This window comes from Cryobacterium sp. Sr3, from assembly GCF_004402835.1.
GTDB classification, from domain to species: domain Bacteria; phylum Actinomycetota; class Actinomycetes; order Actinomycetales; family Microbacteriaceae; genus Cryobacterium; species Cryobacterium sandaracinum.
In genome coordinates this window covers 32945-54582 of sequence record NZ_SOFA01000044.1, presented here as the reverse complement: position 1 = coordinate 54582, position 21638 = coordinate 32945, and the positions used below count along the sequence as shown (strand labels likewise).

Annotated in this window: 18 protein-coding genes; 14 read left to right on the top strand and 4 right to left on the bottom strand. The window is 68.4% G+C overall.

Annotation, left to right across the window (positions count from 1 at the left end):
- Positions 1-2 precede the first annotated feature (2 nt).
- Positions 3-1040, top strand: a complete 1038-nt coding sequence (locus E3N94_RS14900; RefSeq protein WP_104100022.1) for a quinone-dependent dihydroorotate dehydrogenase — start codon at positions 3-5, stop codon at positions 1038-1040.
- A gap of 42 nt (positions 1041-1082) precedes the next feature.
- Here E3N94_RS14900 and E3N94_RS14895 read toward each other — a convergent pair whose 3' ends face one another.
- Positions 1083-2111 (bottom strand): phosphatase domain-containing protein, encoded by a 1029-nt coding sequence (locus E3N94_RS14895; RefSeq protein ID WP_233191253.1) that lies wholly within the window; start codon positions 2109-2111, stop codon positions 1083-1085.
- Positions 2112-2315: 204 nt separating this feature from the next.
- Here E3N94_RS14895 and E3N94_RS14890 point away from each other — a divergent pair, with 204 nt between their 5' ends.
- From E3N94_RS14890 to E3N94_RS14870, 5 genes are all read left to right on the top strand, one after another.
- Positions 2316-2969, top strand: a complete 654-nt coding sequence (locus E3N94_RS14890) for a TetR/AcrR family transcriptional regulator (RefSeq protein ID WP_104100021.1) — start codon at positions 2316-2318, stop codon at positions 2967-2969.
- A 99-nt stretch (positions 2970-3068) separates the two neighbouring features.
- Positions 3069-3923, top strand: a complete 855-nt coding sequence (locus tag E3N94_RS14885) for an ATP-binding cassette domain-containing protein (RefSeq protein ID WP_104100020.1) — start codon at positions 3069-3071, stop codon at positions 3921-3923.
- Complete coding sequence (locus E3N94_RS14880) at positions 3920-4606, top strand: ABC transporter permease (RefSeq protein ID WP_104100019.1); 687 nt, start codon at positions 3920-3922, stop codon at positions 4604-4606. Before E3N94_RS14885 ends, E3N94_RS14880 begins: the two co-directional genes overlap by 4 nt.
- A complete protein-coding gene (locus E3N94_RS14875; RefSeq protein ID WP_104100018.1) occupies positions 4603-5343 on the top strand; it encodes an ABC transporter permease in 741 nt (246 codons plus the stop codon). The genes E3N94_RS14880 and E3N94_RS14875 overlap by 4 nt, the downstream gene beginning before the upstream one ends.
- On the top strand, positions 5343-6269 hold the full coding sequence (locus E3N94_RS14870) for an ABC transporter substrate-binding protein (RefSeq protein ID WP_104100017.1): 927 nt from the start codon (positions 5343-5345) through the stop codon (positions 6267-6269). Before E3N94_RS14875 ends, E3N94_RS14870 begins: the two co-directional genes overlap by 1 nt.
- Positions 6270-6513: 244 nt before the next feature.
- Here the strand turns inward: E3N94_RS14870 and E3N94_RS14865 are convergent, their stop codons facing one another.
- A complete protein-coding gene (locus E3N94_RS14865; protein ID WP_134570494.1) occupies positions 6514-7452 on the bottom strand; it encodes a M56 family metallopeptidase in 939 nt (312 codons plus the stop codon).
- Between the two features lie 61 nt (positions 7453-7513).
- Positions 7514-7900: a BlaI/MecI/CopY family transcriptional regulator gene (locus tag E3N94_RS14860; protein ID WP_134372965.1), complete on the bottom strand. Its 387-nt coding sequence runs from the start codon at positions 7898-7900 to the stop codon at positions 7514-7516.
- Positions 7901-7997: 97 nt separating this feature from the next.
- Here E3N94_RS14860 and E3N94_RS14855 point away from each other — a divergent pair, with 97 nt between their 5' ends.
- The 4 genes from E3N94_RS14855 to cydC all read left to right on the top strand — a co-directional run bounded on the left by E3N94_RS14855 (position 7998) and on the right by cydC (position 13888).
- Entirely contained in the window at positions 7998-9410 is a 1413-nt protein-coding gene (locus E3N94_RS14855; protein WP_134343360.1) for a cytochrome ubiquinol oxidase subunit I, read from the top strand.
- A 9-nt stretch (positions 9411-9419) separates the two neighbouring features.
- Entirely contained in the window at positions 9420-10436 is a 1017-nt protein-coding gene (gene cydB / locus E3N94_RS14850) for a cytochrome d ubiquinol oxidase subunit II (RefSeq protein ID WP_134343361.1), read from the top strand.
- A gap of 5 nt (positions 10437-10441) precedes the next feature.
- A complete protein-coding gene (gene cydD, locus E3N94_RS14845; RefSeq protein WP_134415204.1) occupies positions 10442-12106 on the top strand; it encodes a thiol reductant ABC exporter subunit CydD in 1665 nt (554 codons plus the stop codon).
- 36 nt (positions 12107-12142) lie between these two features.
- Positions 12143-13888: a thiol reductant ABC exporter subunit CydC gene (gene cydC / locus E3N94_RS14840; RefSeq protein ID WP_134570493.1), complete on the top strand. Its 1746-nt coding sequence runs from the start codon at positions 12143-12145 to the stop codon at positions 13886-13888.
- Positions 13889-13929: 41 nt separating this feature from the next.
- Here the strand turns inward: cydC and E3N94_RS14835 are convergent, their stop codons facing one another.
- Positions 13930-14586, bottom strand: coding sequence for a DedA family protein (locus tag E3N94_RS14835; protein ID WP_104100010.1), 657 nt, complete (start codon positions 14584-14586; stop codon positions 13930-13932).
- A gap of 136 nt (positions 14587-14722) precedes the next feature.
- On the opposite strand from E3N94_RS14835, the gene E3N94_RS14830 reads away from it, so the two are divergent.
- The 4 genes from E3N94_RS14830 (at position 14723) to E3N94_RS14815 (ending at position 21516) form a co-directional block, all read left to right on the top strand.
- A complete protein-coding gene (locus tag E3N94_RS14830) occupies positions 14723-16234 on the top strand; it encodes a M20/M25/M40 family metallo-hydrolase (RefSeq protein ID WP_134415206.1) in 1512 nt (503 codons plus the stop codon).
- Between the two features lie 286 nt (positions 16235-16520).
- Positions 16521-18035, top strand: coding sequence for an anthranilate synthase component I family protein (locus E3N94_RS14825; protein WP_134570492.1), 1515 nt, complete (start codon positions 16521-16523; stop codon positions 18033-18035).
- Between the two features lie 78 nt (positions 18036-18113).
- Positions 18114-20696: a leucine--tRNA ligase gene (gene leuS / locus E3N94_RS14820; protein WP_104100007.1), complete on the top strand. Its 2583-nt coding sequence runs from the start codon at positions 18114-18116 to the stop codon at positions 20694-20696.
- 100 nt (positions 20697-20796) lie between these two features.
- The gene (locus E3N94_RS14815; protein ID WP_134415208.1) at positions 20797-21516 is read left to right on the top strand and encodes a helix-hairpin-helix domain-containing protein; all 720 of its coding nucleotides are present in this window, start codon (positions 20797-20799) and stop codon (positions 21514-21516) included.
- Positions 21517-21638 lie beyond the last annotated feature (122 nt).

Sequence of the window (21638 nt, the reverse complement as noted above, 5' to 3'; positions counted from 1 at the left end):
CCGTGTACCCGCTGATCTTCTCGCTGTTCCTGACCCGCCTCGACCCCGAACGAGCCCACCACCTCGCCTTCACCGTGATCCGGGCGCTGCCCGCGTTCGGTGTCGGCCGGGTCGTGCACCGCTTCACGCGCCCGCGCACCGACCTCGGTGTCCAAACCCTGGGTCTGCGATTCCAGTCGCCGTTCGGCGTGGCCGCCGGCTTCGACAAAGACGGTGAAGCCGTGCTCGGGCTCGGCCAGCTCGGGTTCGGGCACGTGGAGGTCGGCACCATCACCGCCGTTCCTCAGCCCGGAAACCCGAAACCGCGCCTGTTCCGCCTGATCCCCGACCGCGCGGTCGTCAACCGGATGGGCTTCAACAACGCCGGTGCCCGCGCCGCCCGGGTGCGCCTCGCGCACGTTCGCACCGCTGCCGGTCGCCCGGTCCTCGGCATCAACATCGGCAAGAGCCGCGTCACCGCGGTCGAGGACGCCACCGCCGACTACCTGGTCAGCGCCGCGCTGCTCGCGCCCCTGGCCGACTACCTCGTCGTGAACGTCAGCTCGCCCAACACGCCCGGGCTACGCGGACTGCAGGAACTCGACCGGCTCGCCCCGCTGCTTCGGGCGGTCAAGACCGAGGCCGGCGCCACGCCCCTGCTGGTAAAAATCGCCCCCGACCTCGCCGATGCTGAAGTGACCCGAATCTCCGAACTCGTGGTGGAGCTGGGTCTCGACGGCATCATCGCCACGAACACCACGATTTCCCGCGCCGGACTGAAAACGGATGCCGCAACCGTCGAGGCTGCCGGCGCCGGCGGTCTCTCCGGTGCCCCGCTCCAGGCGCGGTCCCTGGCCGTGCTGCGCGTGATCCGGGCCGCTGTGCCCCGCGAGCTGTGCGTGATCTCGGTCGGCGGCGTGGAGACCGCGGAACACGTGGCCGAGCGCCTCGCCGCGGGCGCGACGCTCGTTCAGGGCTACACCGGGTTCCTCTATCGAGGGCCGCTCTGGGCTCGCCAGATCAACCGTGGCCTCGACCGCATCCTCGCCGCAGAACTGTAGAGAACTGAGACAGGCCGTCGAGCCCGCAACACGCCGTCGCGCCTAGATCAGACCGCGGTCCGCGAGCTGCCGGGCCAGGGCCGAGCCGTCCGGCCCGTACACCCAGCGGGGATCGCGGGGCGCGGGCGCGGCATCCTTCGCCCGGCGACCGGCCAGAACGGCCTGGCTGGGGGAGAGCTGGCGGATCGCGACGGCCTCGACATTGTCGGGGAAGTCTCGCTGGAACTCGCTGTAGATGGCCTCATCGTGCTGGCCGTCGTCGCCGAACAGGATCCAGCGGATCTCCGGGAATTCCTGGGCCAGACGGCGCAGGTTGGCCCTCTTGTGGTCCTGGCCGCTCCGGAACCAGCGGTCGTGGGTCGGACCCCAGTCGGTGAGCAGGAGAGCCCCCGACGGGTACAGGTTGCGGTTCAGGAACCGGGTCAGGGTCGGGGCGACGTTCCAGGCCCCGGTCGACAGGTAGATCATCGGGGCACCCTCGTTGACCGCGGCGAGGCGGTCGAGGAGGACCGCCATGCCCGGCGTGGGAACTCGGGCGTGCTCGTCGAGCACGAAGGTGTTCCAGGCGGCGAGCAGCGGGCGGGGAAGGGTGGTCACCATGACCGTGTCATCGACGTCGGACAGGATCCCGCGGCGTACCGTCGGGGCCACGATGAAGAGCGGGGCCTCGACCGGCGCGGCCGTGTCGTCGGTGTGCAGCCGGGCCATCTGCCAGCCCGGGGTGAGCGTGACCGGAATGACGGTGTCGACCACGCCCCCGCGGTCGGCCTGCACCCGGTGGGAGAAACCGTTGATCTCGATGGTCACCGTCACATCGTTGACCGGAACGCTCGTGAAGCTGTGCCAGCCGCGAATTCCGGCCTCGCGGCGGTCGGCGTGCCAGTGGCGCCGTGCCAGCTTGGAGCCGGGCTTGGCCGGTTTGGCCAGAAGCACCCGGCACAGAATGCGCACCCACTCGGTCGTGCCGTAGCCGGCATAGGGGATGACCGTGGGCAGGTAGCCGCGTTTGCGGGCGTGGCGTTCGCGCTTGAAGTGCAGCCAGTCCTCGATGCGGGCTGCGCGATGCATCATCTTCGCTGGCGTGCCCGTGGGCGGGATTCGAGGATATGTCGGCACGTCCCTAGTCTGGCACGCGCATGACGCTACCCGGCATCGAAGTCGGGTCGCCCGGAGAGCCGAAGGTTATTCCTGCCCAATCGGGCGAGACACGCTGTCACGTCACAACGAGGGGGACATTGCCGCCTAGTATTAGTGACTTAGTCTCAAGGAGGACAAGTGTCACTCAGTGACCTTTTTGGTGGGGATCCTTTTGTGCCGGCCCAGCAGGCCCGCACCGAGCCGATCCAACAGCGCAGCACGGCACGACTGTCCGGTCTGCTCGACGCCGCCGCCGTCGTCGTGGACGAGGTCGGCTTCGACCGCATCACGACCGCGATGGTGGCCGAGCGCGCGGGCGCGTCGATCGGGACCGTGTACCGGTACTACCCCGATCGCGTCGCGGTGCTGCAGGCTCTGCGCGAGCGCGCGGTGCTGCGATTCCGGAGCCGGGTTGCGGAGCAGCTGAAGACGAACGCTCCCCAGGGCTGGTGGGAGGCCGTCGACGTGGCCATCACGGCCTTCGTCGACCTGTACCGCTCTGAGCCGGGGTTTCGCATCATGCATTTCGACGACCGGCAGGGTGTGCCTGTCGTCGTAGACCCCGACACGGGTTACTTCGCCCGCCGGGTGGCCGGCATGCTGGTCGAGGAGTTCGGCCTCGAGGGCGGCGACGAACTGATCTTCCGGCTTGAGGTCGCCGTTGAGATGGGCGACTCGATTCTGTCGCGGGCGTTCCGCTCCGACCCGCAGGGCGATGAGCGGTTCATCGAAGAGTGCCGCGTGGTCACGCATGACTACCTCGCCGGATACTACGGGCCGAGCGTTCGCTAGGAATTCCGCGATCCGGTGGCTCGCGGCGCCGTGTGATGGTTGGGTGGTATACGTGCTTCCCGTGTTGTGTCGACTTCGGTCGAGAAATGAGCCATTTCCATGATCGAGTTCCGCTCGGTGAGCAAGCAGTTCCCGGACGGCACACTCGCCGTCGACGATTTCAGCCTGACCCTCCCGTCGCGCCAGACGACGGTGCTCGTCGGCTCCTCCGGCTCGGGCAAAACCACCCTGCTGCGCATGATCAACCGGATGGTCGACCCGAGCAGCGGCACGATCGAGATCGACGGGGCCGACATCGCCCAGCTCGAGCCGGTGCCGCTGCGGCGCGGCATCGGCTATGTGATGCAGGACTCCGGCCTGCTCCCGCACCGCACGGTGATCGACAACGTCGCGACTGTTCCGCTGCTGCGCGGGGTGCCGAGAAAGAAGGCCCGCGCCGAGGCCCTCACCCTGCTCGACACGGTGGGCCTGGACCAGACCCTGGCGGACCGGTACCCCAGCCAGCTCTCCGGCGGGCAGCAGCAGCGGGTCGGGGTGGCGCGCGGGCTCGCGGTCAACCCAAACATTCTGCTGATGGACGAGCCGTTCGGCGCCGTCGACCCGATCGTGAGGGCCGAGCTCCAGCAAGAACTGATCCGGCTGCAGAGCGAGCTCGGCAAAACGGTCGTGTTCGTCACCCACGATATCGAGGAGGCGTTCCTCCTCGGTGACCAGGTCGTCATCCTGCGTGACGGCGGACGGATCGCCCAGGTGGGGGCGCCAGCCGAGATCCTGGCGAACCCGGCCGACGACTTCGTGGCCAGCTTCGTCGGAGCGGATCGCGGCAAGCGTGCCCTGCATCTGGAACGCCGCGGCGACTCCGACCTGCTGCTCGACAGTGAGGGCCGCCTGGCCGGTGTGCTCGTGGAGCCGCGGCAGACCGCGCACTCCCCGGATCCCCAGGCTCCGCGGTGACCTGGTTCTGGTCGAATCTCGACCTGCTCTGGGATCGCACCCTGGACCACCTGATCCTCAGCGTGCCGCCGATCCTTCTCAGCTTCCTGATCGCCGTGCCGCTGGGCTGGCTCGCGAACCGGTACCGTGCCGGCCGCGGCGTGATCCTGACGGCCAGTGGGCTGCTCTACGCCATCCCGTCCCTGCCGCTGTTCTTCGTGATCCCGGCCATTGTCGGCACCAGCCTTCGCTCGCCGCTCAACCTGGTCATCGCCCTGACGATCTACGGCGTCGCGCTGATGGTACGCGTGGTGGCCGACGGGCTGGCATCCGTGGACAAGGATGTACGCCAGTCCGCTGTCGCCGTGGGGTATTCCGGCTGGAGCATCTTCTGGCAGGTTGAGCTGCCGCTGGCCGGGCCGGTGCTCCTGGCCGGCCTGCGGGTCGTGGCCGTCAGCACGGTCAGCCTCGCCACGGTGGGGGCCGTGATCGGCGCGCAGAGCCTCGGCAGCCTGTTCACGGATGGCTTCCAGCGCGGTATCCAGGCCGAAATCATCGCCGGGATCGTGCTGACCGTGGCGCTGGCGCTGCTGCTGGACGGCGCCCTCGTGCTGCTCGGGCGGGTTCTGCTGCCCTGGACCCGCCTGGCGGCGACCGACCGGAGGGCCGTCCGGGTCGCCCGGATCGCAGAGGCATCCGCATGAACCTGTTCGTTGACGCGGTGAACTGGATCCTCGACCCGGCCAATTTCGCCGGGCCGGGCGGCATTCCGGCGCGGACGATCGAACACTTGGTGTTCACCCTCGTGGCGGTCCTGATGGCCTCCGTGATCGCGATTCCGGTCGGTTTCCTGATCGGGCATACGGGTCGGGGACGCAGCCTCGCTGTAGCCACCTCCGGCGGGCTGCGGGCCATTCCGACCCTCGGCCTGTTGACACTGGTCGCGCTGTGGGTCGGGATTGGGCTCGGTGCGCCGTACGTCGCGCTCACGGTCCTGGCGATCCCGCCGATCCTCGCGGGCGCCTACGCCGGGTTCGAGGCCATTGACCGGTCCGTCATCGACTCCGCCCGGTCGGTCGGGATGTCGGAGAGCCAGATCGTGGGCACGGTCGAGATCCCGTTGGGGTTGCCGCTGCTGATCGCGGGCATCCGTTCGGCCACCCTGCAGGTCGTCGCCACGGCGACCCTGGCTGCCTACGTGGCAGATGTCGGCCTCGGCCGGTTCCTGTTCGCCGGGTTGAAAACCCGCGACTACGCGGAGATGCTGGGCGGGTCACTGCTCGTGATCCTGCTCGCCCTCGTCCTCGAGGGAATATTCACTGTTGTTCAGCGACTTGTTGTTCCCAGAGGCGTCGCGTCCCAACGTCCCCCAGTCGACCGTGCCAGGTCAGCCCGACCTGTCCCGGGGATTGATCCCGCCATCACGAAAGGAACCCACTAATGTTCACAGCTCACAGAGGCCGGCTCGCGGCGGTCGCCGCGGTCGCGGTTGGGGCCGTCGTAGCCCTTGCAGGGTGTGCGTCCGGTGACCCGCTGGACAGCGGAAGTAACGCCGACGAGGGGTCCGCCACCCTGGTCGTCGGTTCGCAGGACTACTACTCGAACGAGATCATCGCCGAAATCTACGCTCTGGCGTTGGAGGGGAACGGCTTCACGGTCGACCGCCAGTTCAAGATCGGCCAGCGCGAGGTCTACCTGCCCGAGATCGAATCCGGTGCCATCGACGTCTTCCCCGAGTACAGCGGCAGCCTGCTGCAGGCCCTGAATGCAGATGCCGCCGGCGGCACCGCCGACGAGACCTACGCGCAGCTGCAGGACGAGCTGCCCGAGGGGCTGAGCGTGCTCGACATGGCCTCGGCCACGGACCAGAACTCCTGGACCGTCACGCAGGCCTTCGCCGACAAGTACAGCCTGACCGACATCGCGTCGCTCGCCGATGTCACCGAGCCGATCACCGTCGGCGGACCGTCCGAACTTCAGACCCGCCCCTACGGACCGACGACCCTGACGGAGAAGTACGGCATCCCCATCGCCGGCTTCACGCCCATTGAGGATGGTGGCGGCCCGCTCACGATCAAGGCTCTCGTCGACAACGACATCCAGATCACGAACGTCTACACGGCCAGCCCGAACATCAAGTCGGACAGCCTCGTCGCCCTCGACGACCCGGACGGCCTGTTCTTCGCGGACAACGTCGTGCCCGTCGTGTCCGACAAGGTCGGCGGGAAGGCCGCCGACGTGCTCAACGCCGTCAGTGCCGCTCTGACCGCCGAGGACCTGGTGGGCCTCAACTCCGAGAGCGTGAACGACCAGCTCTCGGCCGAGAAGATCGCGGCCGCTTGGCTCGAACAGGCGAACCTCTTCTAGGCACCAGCTGACAGGCGCTGCCTGACCAATTCGACGGAGATTCTGCGCCTACGGGCCGGTTTTGGAGCAAAACAGGCTCTGGGGCCGAGAATCTCCGTCGAATTCGTTAGGGGCTGGGGCAGGGGCAGAGGTAGGCCCGGGCTGGGGCTGGGGCTGGGGCTGGGGCTGGGGCTGGGGCTGGGGCTGGGGCTGGGGCTGGGGCAGGCGCGTGCTCAGGTAGGCGCGTGCTCAGGTAGGCCCGGGCTCAGGCGAGGGACAGGAGCAGCGTCGGCAGCAGCAGGAGTGCGGCGGCGCCGGCTGCAACGAAAAGCACGGCGGAGGGCGTCAGCGGCGCCGGCGGGGTGATCAGGCGGCGAACGCGGGGTGTCACCAGGTCGAACGGATGGTCCGGGCCGTCGGCGAGTTCGACATCCGTTCCCAGCGGGTCCACCTGGTGTGCCGACCCGACCAGTGCGATCGCGGTGGCCAGCGTGCGGTCGTCGACGACCCGCCGGGCCTGGTCGTCGGCGAGCATCTCGACCAGCAGGGCGACCGCGTTCTCGGCGCGGTTCGCGATCGGGAACCACGGCAGTGCGCTGTGCCAGGACTTGAAGGCGAGCAGCACGAGGTGGTGCTGCTGCAACAGGTGGGCGCGCTCGTGTGCGATCACTGCGCGCAATTGGTCGGCATTCAGCAATTGCAGAAGGCCGCGGGAAAGCACGGTCGCCGACCGGGTCGCGCCAGGCAGGCAGTACGCGACCGGGGCGTCGTGTTCGATCACACGGGTGCCGGAGTGGCTCGGCAGAGGGTCGCTGAGCAGTCCGATCAGGTGCCGGTGCCTGCGGTGCTGGCGCCCCGCGCGGGAAAAGGTCGCGGCGAGGTTGAGCAGCAGATGGCTGCCGAGGATCAGCGCCGCGCACAGCAGGAGCACCGAGCCGAACGACGTGCCGGCCGGCAATGTGCCGGTGACGAGATGGCCCACCAGCGAGCGGATGCCCTCGAACAGGTTCTCGCCGAACGGGATCAACCCGAAGCTGAGCAGCGAGCCGATCATCGAGAGCCCGCCGGCCAGGGCGATGGCCTGCCACAACACCAGGGCGACCGCGGGGGAGCGGGCCGGCCAGTCGGCGGTGGCAAGCCAGATCGGGACCGGACCGGCGAGCAGCACGGCCACGATCATGAGCGCTACGGCCGTGACGAACACGACTTGGCCGCTCTGACGCGTGCTGACTGGAGCAGGGACTGGAGCGGGGACTGGATGCCGGTCACTCGCGACCAAGAGGTACGGTGCCGAGGAGCAGGCGCAAAACGTCGGCCTCCTGCGGGGTGACGTCCCCGATGAACCGGGCGAGGGCCGCCTGCCGGTCAGGAGCAGAGCCGAGCACCTTGTGCATCAGCTCCGCGGTATGTTCCGCCCGGGTCGACACGGCCCGGTAGCGGTGCGGTCGGGTGTCTCGGTCGCGGGTGACGAAGCCCTTGGTCTCGAGGCGGGAGAGCACCGTGAGCACGGTCGTGGTGGCGAGTGGTTTGCGCCTAGCGGTGGCGGTCGTCGGGGTGAGTAGCCGATCCCGGAGATCGTTGGCAGGCAGAGACTCCTCGGCTTCCCACAAAACATCCATCAGCAGTCGTTCCAGCTCTCCCAAACTCCCCATATTGGGGAGTCTAGCGGGCGGCAATCAACTCTTCTACCTCTCGTAGAATAGAGATGTTCTACACAGTGTAGAAATACCCGATGACGCTGGAGGGCGCATGAACGAGTGGCTGGATCCGTTACTCCTGTCGAGATGGCAATTCGGTCTGACTACCGTCTATCACTTTCTCTTCGTACCGCTCACGATCGGGCTGGCGTTCACGGTCGCGCTCTTCCAGACCGCCTGGGTGCGCACCGACAAGGCCAAGTACCTCGAGCTGACCCACTTCTTCGGCAAGATCTTCCTGATCAACTTCGCCATGGGCGTCGTTACCGGAATCGTGCAGGAGTTCCAGTTCGGAATGAACTGGTCGGACTACTCCCGCTTCGTCGGTGACGTCTTCGGCGCCCCGCTCGCCTTCGAGGGCATCATCGCCTTCTTCCTGGAGGCCACGTTCATCGGACTGTGGATCTTCGGCTGGGACAAGCTGCCCCGCGGCCTGCACCTCGCCACCATCTGGCTGACGACGGCCGGTTCGATCGCCTCGGCCTACTTCATCCTCGCGGCGAACGCGTTCATGCAGAACCCGATCGCGTTCCGCATCAACGAGGAGCGCGGCCGGGCCGAGCTCACCAGTATTGGCGAGCTTTTGACCAACCCGATCGCCCTGGCCTCCTTCCCGCACACGATCTTCGCCTGCTTCATGGTGTCGTCAGGCCTCGTCATCTCGGTGGCCGCCTGGCACCTGCTGCGCAAGCAGCACGAGGAATCCATGCGTCCCGCACTCAAGTTGGGCATGTGGATGATGGTTGTCTCCGGTGCGCTCACCACCTTCTTCGGCGACTCGCTGAGCCTGGCCATGACCGCGGCCCAGCCCATGAAGATGGCGGCGGCCGAGGCGATGTACAAGACAGCGACGGGCGCCGAGGCATCCTTCTCGATCTTCACCCTCGGCACCCCCGACGGCGTCAGCGAATTATTCTCGATTCGTATCCCATACCTTTTGTCGTTCCTGTCGACCCACACCCTCAACGGCACGGTCGAAGGCATCGACAACCTGCAGGCGCAGTATGTGAGCCTGTACGGCCCCGGCGACTACACCCCGACCATCTGGATCACCTACTGGGCCTTCCGCTGGATGATCGGTCTCGGCATCGCCCATATCCTGGTTGCCGTCGTCGGCCTCTGGCTGACCCGCGGCGGGCGCAGCCCCCAGGCCACCTGGGTCTGGAAGATCGCCATCTGGAGCTTCCCGTTCTCGCTTCTCGCCATGAGCGTCGGCTGGATCTTCACCGAGATGGGGCGGCAGCCCTGGCTCGTGTTCGGGCTCCTGCGCACCGAGGACGGCGTATCACCCAACGTCAGCGGCGTCGAGATCCTGATCTCGCTGATCGCGTTCACGCTGATCTACGGCGCCCTCGCTGTCGTCGAATTCAAGTTGATCCTGCAGGCCGTGCGGAAGGGACCTGCCCCGCTGGCGGAACCCGACCCGGTTTCCGGCAAGGTCAAGCCACAGGTCACGGTCTACTAGGAGCGCATGATGGATCTCAACATTCTCTGGTTCTGGATCATCGGTGCACTCTTCATCGGCTACTTCGTTCTCGACGGCTTCGACTTCGGCGTCGGCATGTCGCTGCCCTTCCTGGGCAAGGACGACCTCGACCGCCGGGTCATCATCAACACCATCGGGCCGGTCTGGGACCTCAACGAAACCTGGCTGATCGTGGCCGGCGCAGCACTCTTCGCCGCCTTCCCGGAGTGGTACGCCACCCTGTTCAGCGGGTTCTACCTGGCCCTGCTGGTGATCCTTCTCGCCCTCATCCTGCGCGGGGTGTCATTCGAGTACCGGCACCAACGCCCGGAAGCAACCTGGAAGAAACGCTTCGACCTCATGATCGTGATCGGGTCTGCCGTTCCCGCTCTGCTCTGGGGTGTCGCCTTCTCCAACATCGTGCGGGGCGTGCAGTTGGACGCGGACTTCAACTACATCGGCTCCTTCTTCGACCTGCTCAACCCATACGCCCTCCTGGGCGGGCTCACCACGCTGCTCCTGTTCTTCACCCACGGCGTGGTCTTCATCTCCCTGAAGACCGAGGGGGACATCCGTCAGCGCGCTCAGAGGCTAGCCGTCAAGGCCGGGTTGGCCACCATCGTGGTGGCCGCCTCGTTCCTGGTCTGGACCACCCTTGCCTTCGGCAGCCTGGCCACCGGTGCCTTCGCCGCCCTCGCCGCGGTTGCCCTGATCGGGGCGTTCCTGGCGAACCTGCGGGGCGCCGAAGGCTGGGCCTTCACGCTGATGGCCGCGACGATCGCCCTCGCGGTGCTGACGCTCTTCGCGTCCCTGTTCCCCGACGTGATGCCGGCGAGCAACGATGCAGCCAACAGCCTGACCATCGAGAACGCCTCCTCGACGCCGTACACACTGCAGGTGATGAGCTGGACCGCCCTGTTCGCCATGCCCGTCATCTTCTTGTACCAGGGCTGGACCTACTGGGTTCTACGCAAGCGGGTCAGCCGCACGACCGTCTCGGCCCACGTAGAGTCCGCCGGACACTAAACGGAATGCGCCCCTTCGATCCTCGGCTCCTCCGCTACGCGTCCGCCGCCCGGTGGTTCCTGTCGGTGGGTGCCCTGCTCGGACTGGCGCAGACTGTCACGGTCATCGCGTTCTCCTGGCTGCTGAGCCAGAGCATCACCCTCGCGTTGACTGGGGCCTCTCAGGATTCGCTGGCCTTCACCACGGCCGCCCTTGCGGGCGTGATCGTGGTGCGGGCCGCGCTGGTGTGGCTCCTCGAGGTGGCCGCCACCCGCGGAGCAGCCCAAGTCAAGAGCCAGCTGCGCCGCCAGGTTCTCGACCGCGTCGCCGAGCGCGGCCCGGATTGGCTCAGCGGCCGGGCCAGTGTGGGCGTCTCCACCCTGGCCACCCAGGGGCTGGACGCGCTGGACAACTACTTCGCCCGCTACCTGCCCCAGCTCTTGCTGGCGGCGATCAGCACGCCCCTGCTGATCTTGGTGATGCTCTGGCAGGACCTGCCCAGCGGCATCACAGTCATCGTAGTGCTGCCATTCATCCCCGTCTTCATGGTGCTGATCGGCCAGGCCACCCAGTCCGTGCAGCGGCAGCAGTGGGAGTCCCTGCAGCGGCTGTCGACGGGGTTCCTCGACCTCGTCGGCGGGCTCGGCACGCTCAAAATCTACGGTCGGGAGCGACGCCAGTTCGCCCGGGTGCGCTCCATCACCGAGGACTACCGCGGCCGCACTATGAAGGTGCTGCGGGTCTCCTTCCTCAGCGGGTTCGTGCTCGAACTGGCGGCCAGCCTGTCGGTGGCCCTTGTTGCCGTCTCCATCGGGCTGCGCCTGGTTGACGGAAGCCTCGCACTCGGCGTCGGCCTGTTCGTGCTGCTGCTGGCCCCGGAGGCTTTTCTCCCCGTGCGGCAGGTCGGCGCCCAGTTCCACGCCGCGGCCGACGGTCTGGCGGCGGCCGAGGAGGTCTTCGCCATTCTCGACGACGGTGCCGGGCCCCGGGCCGTGGCGACCCCGGCTGCCTCGACTGCCCCGTCTGGCGCGCGCACCGGAGCAGGCCCCGCGGATACCGGCGTGCTCCGGTTCGAGCAGGTCACGATCCAGCGGGGCACGGATGCCCCCGTGCACGACTTCAGCGCCGTCTTCCGCCCCGGCGAACTCGCCGTGGTCGTGGGCCCGAGCGGCACCGGAAAATCCACGCTGGTGGCCGCCCTGCAGGGATTCGTCCCCTTCGACGGGCGGATCCTGCTGAACGGTGCGGAGCAGACCCCGGGCACACCGCGCCCGTGGCTGGCGTGGGCCGGGCAACGGCCGGGACTGTTCCAGGGAACGATTGCCGACAATCTCGCGCTCGGTGACGCGTCCGTCGATCGGGACACCGTGGCCCGGTCGCTGGAGTGCGCCGGAGCGGGCGATCTGGAGCCGGCCACCATACTCGGCATCGCCGGCGAGGGACTCTCCGGCGGACAGGCCCAGCGGGTCGCAGCGGCCCGCGCCATCTACCGCGCTGAGAGCCACGACTGCGCCGTGGTCGTTCTCGACGAGCCCAGTTCGGCGCTGGACGAGGCTGCGGAGGCCTCTCTCGTCGCCGGCCTGCGCCGGCTCACGACCGAGGGGCGGATCGTGATCGTGGTCAGCCACCGGCCTGCCCTGCGGGACGCCGCCGATCAGATCGTTGCCCTGCACGAGGTGGCCCATGTCTGATTNCCGATCAGATCGTTGCCCTGCACGAGGTGGCCCATGTCTGATTCCGGACCCAGCGCGAGCGGGATCGCCGGCCCCCGGCCGGCCGGCCGGGCCGAGGTGCGCGCCGTCCTGCGCCTGGCCCAGCCGCCTGCCCGCCGGTTCGCCCCCGGCCTGGCCGCGGGCGTGCTGAGCGCGGTCTTCGCGGTGGCCCTCCTGGCGTCGTCGGCGTGGCTGATCACCCGAGCCGCCGAGCAACCGCCGGTCATGTTCCTCTCGATGGCGGTCGTCGGGGTGCGTGCGTTCGCCCTCGGCCGGTCTGCGTTCCGCTACCTCGAGCGTCTGGCCAGCCACGACGCCGCATTCCGCCAGCTGGCTGACCTGCGCGTGGGCATCTTCTCCCGGATCCTGCCGCTCTCCCCGGCCGGCCTCGGAGGCACGAGCCGCGGCGACCTGCTCAGTCGCCTCGTGCGCGACGTCGACGACCTGCAGGACTTCCCGCTGCGGGTGGTGCAGCCTCTGGCCACGGCGGGGATCCTCTTGAGCGTGAGCGTGGTCGGGGTCTGGCTGGTTCTCCCCGCCGCCGGTGTCACGCTGGCGCTGGCGCTCCTCGTTGCCGGTCTGCTCGCCACCGTCACCTCCAGCGCGCTGTCCGCCCGGTCGGAGCGCCAGCTTGCACCCCTCCGCGGAGCCCTCGCCGGCGAGGTGCTCGAGGTGGTGGAGAACCTCGACGTGCTGAGCGCCTTCGGGGCCCTCGATGCCCGCCTGGCCACCCTTGCGGCGGCCGACGACCGGCTGCGCCGGGCCTCCCTGCGCCGGTCGCTGGGCGTGGGCGTGCAGGGAGCCGTGCTGTCACTGTTCGCGGGTCTGGCGACGGTCGCCGCGCTCCAGGTCGGCATTCCGGCCCTCTCCGGGCCGGCTGGCCTCAGCGGACCGGGCTTCGTCGTGGTCGTGCTCGTGCCCATGGCGGTGTTCGAGGTGTTCGGAATGATCCCGCTCGCGCTCGGCGTCTGGCGCCAGGTGCGCTCCAGCGCCGCGCGGGTGGCGACGGCGGTGCCGACCAGCGTCCCCACGGAGATCCCGGCGGAGTCGGTAACCGAGCCGACGGATGCGCCGGCGGATGCGATGTCCACCACGAGCGTCAGCGCCCACCCGGTGCTCGAACTCACCGACGTGGGTGCCCGCTGGCCCGGTTCCGTTACCCCGGCGGTCACGGGCATCACCCTGCGCCTGGCGCCGGGGGACCGCGTGCACCTGGCAGGGCCGAGCGGCGCCGGCAAGACCACCCTGGCCCAGACCCTGGTGCGCTTCCTCGACTACACGGGCTCGTACCGGCTCGACGGCGTCGAGGCGCGCACGCTGGCCCCGGCCGAGGTGCGTCGCCGGGTGGGACTGTGCGAACAGCGTCCCTGGCTCTTCGACGACAGCATCCGTCAGAACCTGCTCTTCGCCCGCACGACGGCCACCGACGACGACCTCGAGGCCGTGCTCGCCCGGGTCGGACTGGGGGAGTGGGCCGCCAAGCGTGGGGGCCTCGACGCCCGGGTCGGCGAGCGGGGTGCCCTGGTCTCCGGCGGTCAGGCCCAGCGCATCGCGCTGGCGCGGGCGTTGCTGGCGGATTTCGCGGTGCTCATCGTCGACGAACCCACCGCCAACGTCGACGAGGCGCAGGGCGACGTGCTCGTGCGGGACATCCTGGTCACGGCGGCGGAGGACGGCCGTGCGGTGCTGCTCATCTCACACACGCCGGTGCCGGACGACCTGATCACCGCGAGGGTCGTCGTGCCCGGACCTGCCGGCTGAACTTGACAGCCGAACGAGGGGTCGCCCGACCGAGCATGCGGTCAGACGACCGGAGGCTCCGGCTGTTCCATGTGTCGCTCCTCGCGGCGGTGCAGCCAGCGTTTGACCAGGAACACGAGCAGCACGAAGAGCGCGATCGCGCCGACGAAGAGGTATCCGGCGAAGTGGAGCCGGTCGGAGAGCTCGCGGTAGCCTTCGGCGGCGGCCGAACCGATCGACACGTAGGCCACCGCCCAGATCACGCAGGCCGGCACGGTCCACTTCATGAAGGTGCGGTAGGGCATCGGGCTCATCCCCACGGTCAGCGGGATCAGCGAGTGCAGCACGGGCAGGAACCGCGACAGGAACACGGCGATGCCGCCGCGCCGTGCCAGGTAGATCTCGGCCCGGGCCCAGTTGCGTTCCCCGAGCCGGCGCCCGAGGCGGCTCATCCGGATCCACGGCCCGAAGTGGCGGCCGAGCGCGAAGCCGATGCTCTCGCCGATCAGGGCTCCGACGATCACCGCGGCGACGAGCCCCAGGAACTCGGCCGTGTTGCTCACCGCGGTGCTCGCCACGATCACGATGGAATCGCCCGGCACGACCAGGCCGACGAGAACGGATGTCTCCAGCAGCATGCCGAGTCCGGCCAGGAGGGTGCGCAGCACCGGATCCACGCTGGAAACCGTATCCAGGATCCAGCTGAGGATATCGTTCACGACCCACAGCCTAAGCCGTGCACCCGCAGCGGGGCTGGGGACCTGCCCTTGCCCCGCGACTGGGGGATACGCTAGCGTCACTGCAGGGCCGCTCAAGGACGACCGGCCCACGTTCGATCCAGTCTGAGGGACCCTCATGAAACAGAATCGGAATATTCGTCTCGCCGCCATCGGCACGGCCGTGGCCCTGTCGGTCAGCGTCGGGCTGCCCGCCTACGCCGATAACGGAACGGACACCGGCGCGCTGCGCGAAGCCGTTACGGCAGCCGGAATCATCGACCACCTGGAGAAGTTCCAGGAGATCGCGGACGCCAACGGCGGCACGCGTGCGTCCGGCACGCCGGGGTACGAGGCATCTGCCGTCTACGTCGAAGAGCGGCTTAAGGCCGCGGGCTACACGCCGATCCGTCAGGCCTACTCCTATGAGCAGTTCGTGCTGAACGCGGAGTCGTTCGCGCAGTTCACGCCCACCCCCACCACCTACGCTGCCGGCACCGACTTTGCCACGATGAGCTACTCCGGCTCCGGCACGGTCTCGGCGGCGGTACAGGCGGTCGACATCAACCTGGTCGGCGACCGGGCCTCGACCAGCGGCTGTGAAGCCGCGGACTTCGCGGGCTTCACGGCCGGGAATGTCGCCCTGATCCAACGCGGCACCTGCACCTTCCGGGTCAAGGCCGACAATGCGATCGCGGCCGGCGCCGCCGGCGTGATCATCTTCAACCAAGGCAACGCCGACGACCGCCTCGGTATCGTCAACGGCACTCTGGACGCCCCGCAGACCGCCGTTCCGGTCATCGGAACGACCTTCGCGCTCGGCGCGGCTCTGGCCGGGCAGCCTGCCCCGACCGTGCGGCTGGCCGTGGATGCTGAGGTCACCGTCACTGAATCCTTCAACATCCTGGCCGATTCGGCCGGTCGCGCGGACCGTACGGTCGTGGCCGGAGCGCACCTCGACTCCGTCGCCGAGGGCGCGGGAATCAACGACAACGGCAGCGGCAGCGCCGCCATCCTGGAAACCGCCATCCAGCTCGCCGCCTCCGGCAGCGCACCCACCAACCGGGTGCGGTTCGCGTTTTGGGGCAGTGAGGAGGATGGACTGGTCGGTTCCGAGTACTACGTGTCACAGCTGACGAAACGCCAGATCAAGGCGCATGCCGTCAACCTGAACTTCGACATGGTCGCGTCGCCGAACTTTGTGCGCTTCGTCTACGACGGTGACGGCTCGTCCTTCGGCACCACCGGCCCGAACGGGTCGGCGCTGGTCGAGAAGGTCTTCCTGGACTACTTCGCCTCGCAGGGGCTGGCCGTAGAACCCACCGAGTTCGACGGTCGGTCCGACTACTTCGGGTTCATCGAGAACGGCATTCCCGCCGGCGGGCTCTTCACCGGTGCGGAAGACCTGATGACGGAGGCTGAGGCGGTCACCTACGGTGGCGTCGCCGGCGCACCGTACGATGCCTGCTACCACGCCGCATGCGACGACATCACGAACATCAATGCGGAGGTGCTGGAGCAGATGGCCGATGCCATCGCCCACACGACGATGACGTTCGGCGAGACCACCTCCGCGGTCAACGGCACGACCAGGGGCGGCGGCTCCGGCTCGACGGGGCTCCAGTTCAAGGGCAGCCTCGCTGTGAAGTAGCCACGCTGCAGCACCTGACGGAGAAAGGTGGGGACGCCGCCCGCGGGCGGCGTCCCCACTGCGTCCCCGGTGGGGTCGTGGGCGCTGTCCCGGCACCCAGATGAGTGGGTCCGAACGAATTCGACGGAGATTTTGCCCGGATGGGGCGCAGACACACGGGAAAAGCCGTTTTTCCGGAGAATCTCCGTCGAATTCGTTCGAGACACGGCACCGAGTTCGGCAAGCGTGCGGCCGGGGCGGCAGATCGCTGCACTCCGGGGAGAATCAGGGCACCTAGGCTGGGTGTGTGACCGGGCCGACTCAGAGCATCCTCCTGCCCGAGTGGTGGGATCCGGCCCGCGTCTTCGACACCCTCTACCGCAACAGCCCGTACGCGTTCTGGTTGGATGCGGGCAACGGCGCCGAAACCGGCCTCAGCTATCTTGGGTCTGCGTCGCCCGGGTCCCGGTTCGTCACCGCCTCGGTGCCGGAGGGGACCGTGACGGTCTCGGTCGCCGGCGATCCGTCCGTGCCGGGCCACCTCTCACCCGGGACGATCTTCGAGTTCCTGCGAGCGGAGCCGGCCGGCTTCCCCGACGATGCCACCGAGGATACCGGCACCGACGATACCGGCGGCTTTCGGCTGGGCTGGGTGGGCTGGCTCGGTTACGAACTCGGCGCCCAGACCCTCGGCACGCCCGTGCACGACTCCCACTACCCGGATGCCGCCCTGCTCGAGGTGCACCAAGTGCTGGTGTTCGATCACGCGGCACGCACGGTCAGGGCGCTCGCTCGCCGCGCTTCCGGCGACGCGACGGATGCCCCGCAGGTGTGGGCCGATGCCGTGCTCAAGGCTCTCGCCACGTCGGAGCCGCCGCCCGCAGCATCCGCGACCCGGCCGGTCACGTGGCCTGTCGGCCCCGTTGCCGGCCCCGTTGCCGTTGCCGGCCCCGTTGCCGCTGCCGGCGCAGCCCGGTGGCGGCACGACGTGCACCACTACGCCGAGCTGATCGAGGAATGCCAGGCGTTCATCCGGGCCGGTGACGCCTACCAGCTCTGCCTCACCAACGAGATCCTGGTCGACGTGCGGCCGCATCCGGTCGACGCCTACCTGGCGTTGCGCGCCGGCAGTCCCAGCCACCACGGCGGGCTGCTGCGTTTCGGGGACACCGCCCTGCTCAGCGCCTCCCCGGAACAGTTCCTGACCGTGACCCCGGGCGGCCTGATCACCACGAAGCCGATCAAGGGCACTCGGGCGCGCTCCCGGATGGCCGACCGGGACCGCGAGCTCCGCGACGAGCTCGAGGGCAGCGACAAAGAGCGCGCCGAGAACCTGATGATCGTCGACCTGATGCGCAACGACCTCGGCCGGATCGCCGAGCTCGGCAGCGTGCAGGTCACGAACCTGCTCGCCGTGGAGAGTTACGCGCACGTGCACCAGCTGGTCAGCACGGTCGAGGCGCGCCTGGCCGCGGGGCTGACCGGGGTGGATGCCGTTGCGTCCTGCTTCCCCGCCGGGTCCATGACCGGGGCACCCAAGATCAGTGCGATGACCATCCTCGACGCCCTCGAGTGCGGACCGCGCGGGCTCTACGCCGGGGCCTTCGGCTATCTGGGGCGAAACGGCGCGGTCGACCTGGCCATGGTCATCCGCAGCATCGTGCTCAGTCCGGACGGGGCCTCCATCGGCACGGGCGGCGGCATCACGGCGCTGTCCGATCCGCTGGAGGAGATCGAGGAAACCCGGCTGAAAGCGGCGGCGCTCCTGGCCGTCCTCGGCGTTCCTCAATCCGGCGCCGCCACGGGCCGGGGCCAGGTTTAGTAACCTAAGAGCTTGGACGCCGCCTCCGCGCGGCCCTGTGCCTGCTGGCGCAATCCCCACTGCAACGAAGAGAGTCACGTGGCACACGAGTACGACCACACCCGCACCGGCCAGGACAGCGAAGAAAAAGTTTACGATTTCGCCGCCATCCAGGCGAAGTGGCAGCCGATCTGGGAAGAGCTCGACCCCTTCCGCACGAACGATCCCGACGACGTTCGTCCGCGCAAGTACGTGCTCGACATGTTCCCGTATCCCTCCGGCGACCTGCACATGGGCCACGCCGAGGTCTACGCGCTCGGCGACATCGTCGCCCGGTACTGGCGTCAGCAGGGCTTCAACGTGCTACACCCCATCGGCTGGGACTCCTTCGGGCTACCCGCGGAGAACGCCGCGATCAAGCGCGGCATCGACCCGCGCGGCTGGACCTACGACAACATTGCGCAGCAGAAGAAGAGCATGAAGCTCTACGCGGCATCCTTCGACTGGTCCCGCGAGCTGCACACCAGCGACCCCGAATACTATAAGTGGAACCAGTGGCTGTTCCTGCAGCTGTACAAGAAGGGCCTCGCCTACCGCAAGGACAGCTGGGTGAACTGGGACCCGGTAGACCAGACCGTCCTCGCCAACGAGCAGGTGCTCGCCGACGGCACCTCGGAGCGCAGCGGCGCCGTGGTGGTCAAGAAGAAGCTCACCCAGTGGTACTTCAAGATCACCGACTATGCGGACCGCCTGCTCGACGACCTGAATCAGCTCGAGGGTACCTGGCCGGCGAAGGTGCTCAACATGCAGCGCAACTGGATCGGCCGCTCCATCGGCGCCGACGTGGACTTCGTGATCGAAGGCCGCGAGGAGCGCATCAGCGTCTTCACGACCCGCCCCGACACCCTCTACGGAGCGACCTTCATGGTCGTCGCCCCCGACGCGGACCTCGCCGTCGAGCTGGTCGCGGATGCCTCGCCCACCGTCAAGGAACGGTTCCAGGAATACCTGGTACAGGTTCAGAACAGCACCGAGATCGAGCGTCAGGCCACCGACCGGGAGAAGACCGGCGTGTTTCTCGAGCGCTACGCGGTCAACCCGGCCAACGGCGAACGCCTGCCGATCTGGGCCGCGGACTACGTGCTCGCCGACTACGGCCACGGTGCCGTGATGGCAGTGCCGGCCCACGACCAACGCGACCTCGACTTCGCCCGCCGTTTCGACCTGCCCGTGGTCGTGGTCGTCGACACGACCGCCGCGGTCACCGGCATGATCCCCGTGATCACGCAGGACATGATCGACGGCACCGAGGAGCTCACCTCCCTCGACCCGGCTCGCACTGGCATCGCACTGACCGGGGAAGGCCGCCTGATCAACTCGGGCGCGCTCAACGGCCTTAGCAAGAACACCGCGATCAAGCGCATGATCGAGCAGTTGGCCGCCGACGGTACCGGCCGCGCCGCCAAGAACTACCGTCTGCGTGACTGGCTCATCTCCCGTCAACGCTACTGGGGCACGCCGATTCCGATCATCCACGGCCAGGACGGCGCCGAGATCCCCGTGCCGGAAGACCAGCTTCCCGTGTTGCTGCCGCCCACCGACGGCCTCGACCTCAAGCCCAAGGGCACGTCGCCGCTGGGCGGCGCGGCCGACTGGGTCAACGTGCCCAACCCGATCGACGGCACCCCCGCACGCCGCGACGCGGACACCATGGACACCTTCGTCGACAGCTCCTGGTATTTCCTGCGCTTCCTGAACCCCACCGACGACACGAAGGCGTTCGACCCGAAGGAAGCCGAGAAGTGGGCGCCCGTCGACCAGTATGTCGGTGGCGTCGAGCACGCCATCCTGCACCTGCTCTACGCGCGCTTCATGACCAAGGTGCTTTTCGACCTCGGCTATGTCAGCTTCACCGAGCCGTTCACGGCTCTGCTGAACCAGGGCATGGTCATCCTTGACGGGGCCAAGATGTCCAAGAGCAAGGGCAACCTGGTCTACTTCACCGAGGAGGTCGACCAGTTCGGCGTCGACGCGGTACGGCTCACCATGGCTTTCGCCGGACCGCCGGAAGACGATATCGACTGGGCGGATGTCTCGCCGGTCGGCTCCGCCAAGTTTCTGGCCCGCGCCTGGCGCGTCGCCCGCGACGTCACGAGTACGCCCGACATCGATTGGAGGTCCGGCGACGCCGGTCTCCGCCGGGTCACCCACCGCTTCCTGGCCGATGCGCCCGGCCTGGTCGAATCGTTCAAGTTCAACGTGGTCGTCGCCCGACTGATGGAACTCGTCAACGCCACTCGCAAGGTGATCGACACCGGCGTCGGCCCCGCGGATGCCGCGGTACGCGAGGCCGCGGAGGTCACCGCCATGGTGCTCAACCTGTTTGCTCCGTACGCGGCCGAGGATATGTGGCAGCTCCTCGGCCATGAGCCGTGTGTCGCTCTCGTGCAGTGGCGCAAGGCCGACCGAACCCTGCTCGTGGAGGAGTCGGTCACGGCCGTCGTGCAGGTCGACGGCAAGGTGCGCGACCGCATCGAGGTGTCCCCGAAGATCTCCGGTGACGAGCTGGAACGCCTCGCACGTACCTCGGCCGAGGTCATCCGCCGGATCGGTGACCGCGAGATCATGAACGTGATCGTGCGCGCGCCGAAACTCGTCAGCATCGTCACCCGCGGCCAGTAACACCGCCTGCCTCGCCTCCCCAGGGCGGCACCTCGCGGCGCCGCCCACAGTGTACGGCCGTCCGCTGGGGGACCGGCACCCGTCGGCTTAGCCTGCGGGGATGGAGCCTGACCCGGTAATCGCGGCACTCGACCGCCTGGCCCCGAGCGCGCAGGGGCGCGCCCCTGCGCGCGTGCGCATCGGGGTGGGCGCAGCCGTCGTGCTGTTGATATTGGCGTTGGCCACCGCGGTAATCGTGTCCGCGCTCGGTCAGCAGGCCGGGCACCAGGTGGTGTCCCCGGCGCACCCGACCGCGGGTTCGGGTTCCGGTGGAGCCGACAGCGGCCCGGACCCGAGTTCCTCGGGGGCAGCCTCGGCATCCGGTGCCCTCATCTTCGTTCATGTGCTCGGCGCCGTGCGGCGTCCCGGTCTCTTCGAACTCTCCACCGGCGCCCGGGTGATGGATGCCGTGGCCGCCGCCGGCGGGCTGACCGAGACCGCCGATCCGGCCGGCACCAATCTCGCTCGCAAGGTCAGCGACGGCGAGCAGCTCTACCTGCCCCAGCTCGGCGAAGTCCCCGAGGGACCGCCGCCGGGCAGCGGTGCATCCCTCGGCGGCGCATCCGACCCAGGTGGCGGCGGCCCGGCGGTCCTGGTCAACCTCAACACGGCCAGCCTGGCCGACCTCGACACCCTGCCGCGCATCGGCCCGGCCATGGCCCAGCGCATTCTGGACTTCCGCGACGCCAACGGGCCGTTCGCGGCCGTCGAGGACCTGCGCAATGTCACCGGTATCGGTGAGAAGACGTTCGAGGGGCTCAGAGCCCTGATCACCGTGTGAGAGTGGCCGTGAACGGAGGGTGCCTGAAGTCCTGACGCATCGGTGCGGCGGGCGTATCCGGTGCTTGAAAACTGACCGACTGGCGGCAATGGGCGCTGTCGGCGGCCTGCTCGCGGGCTGAA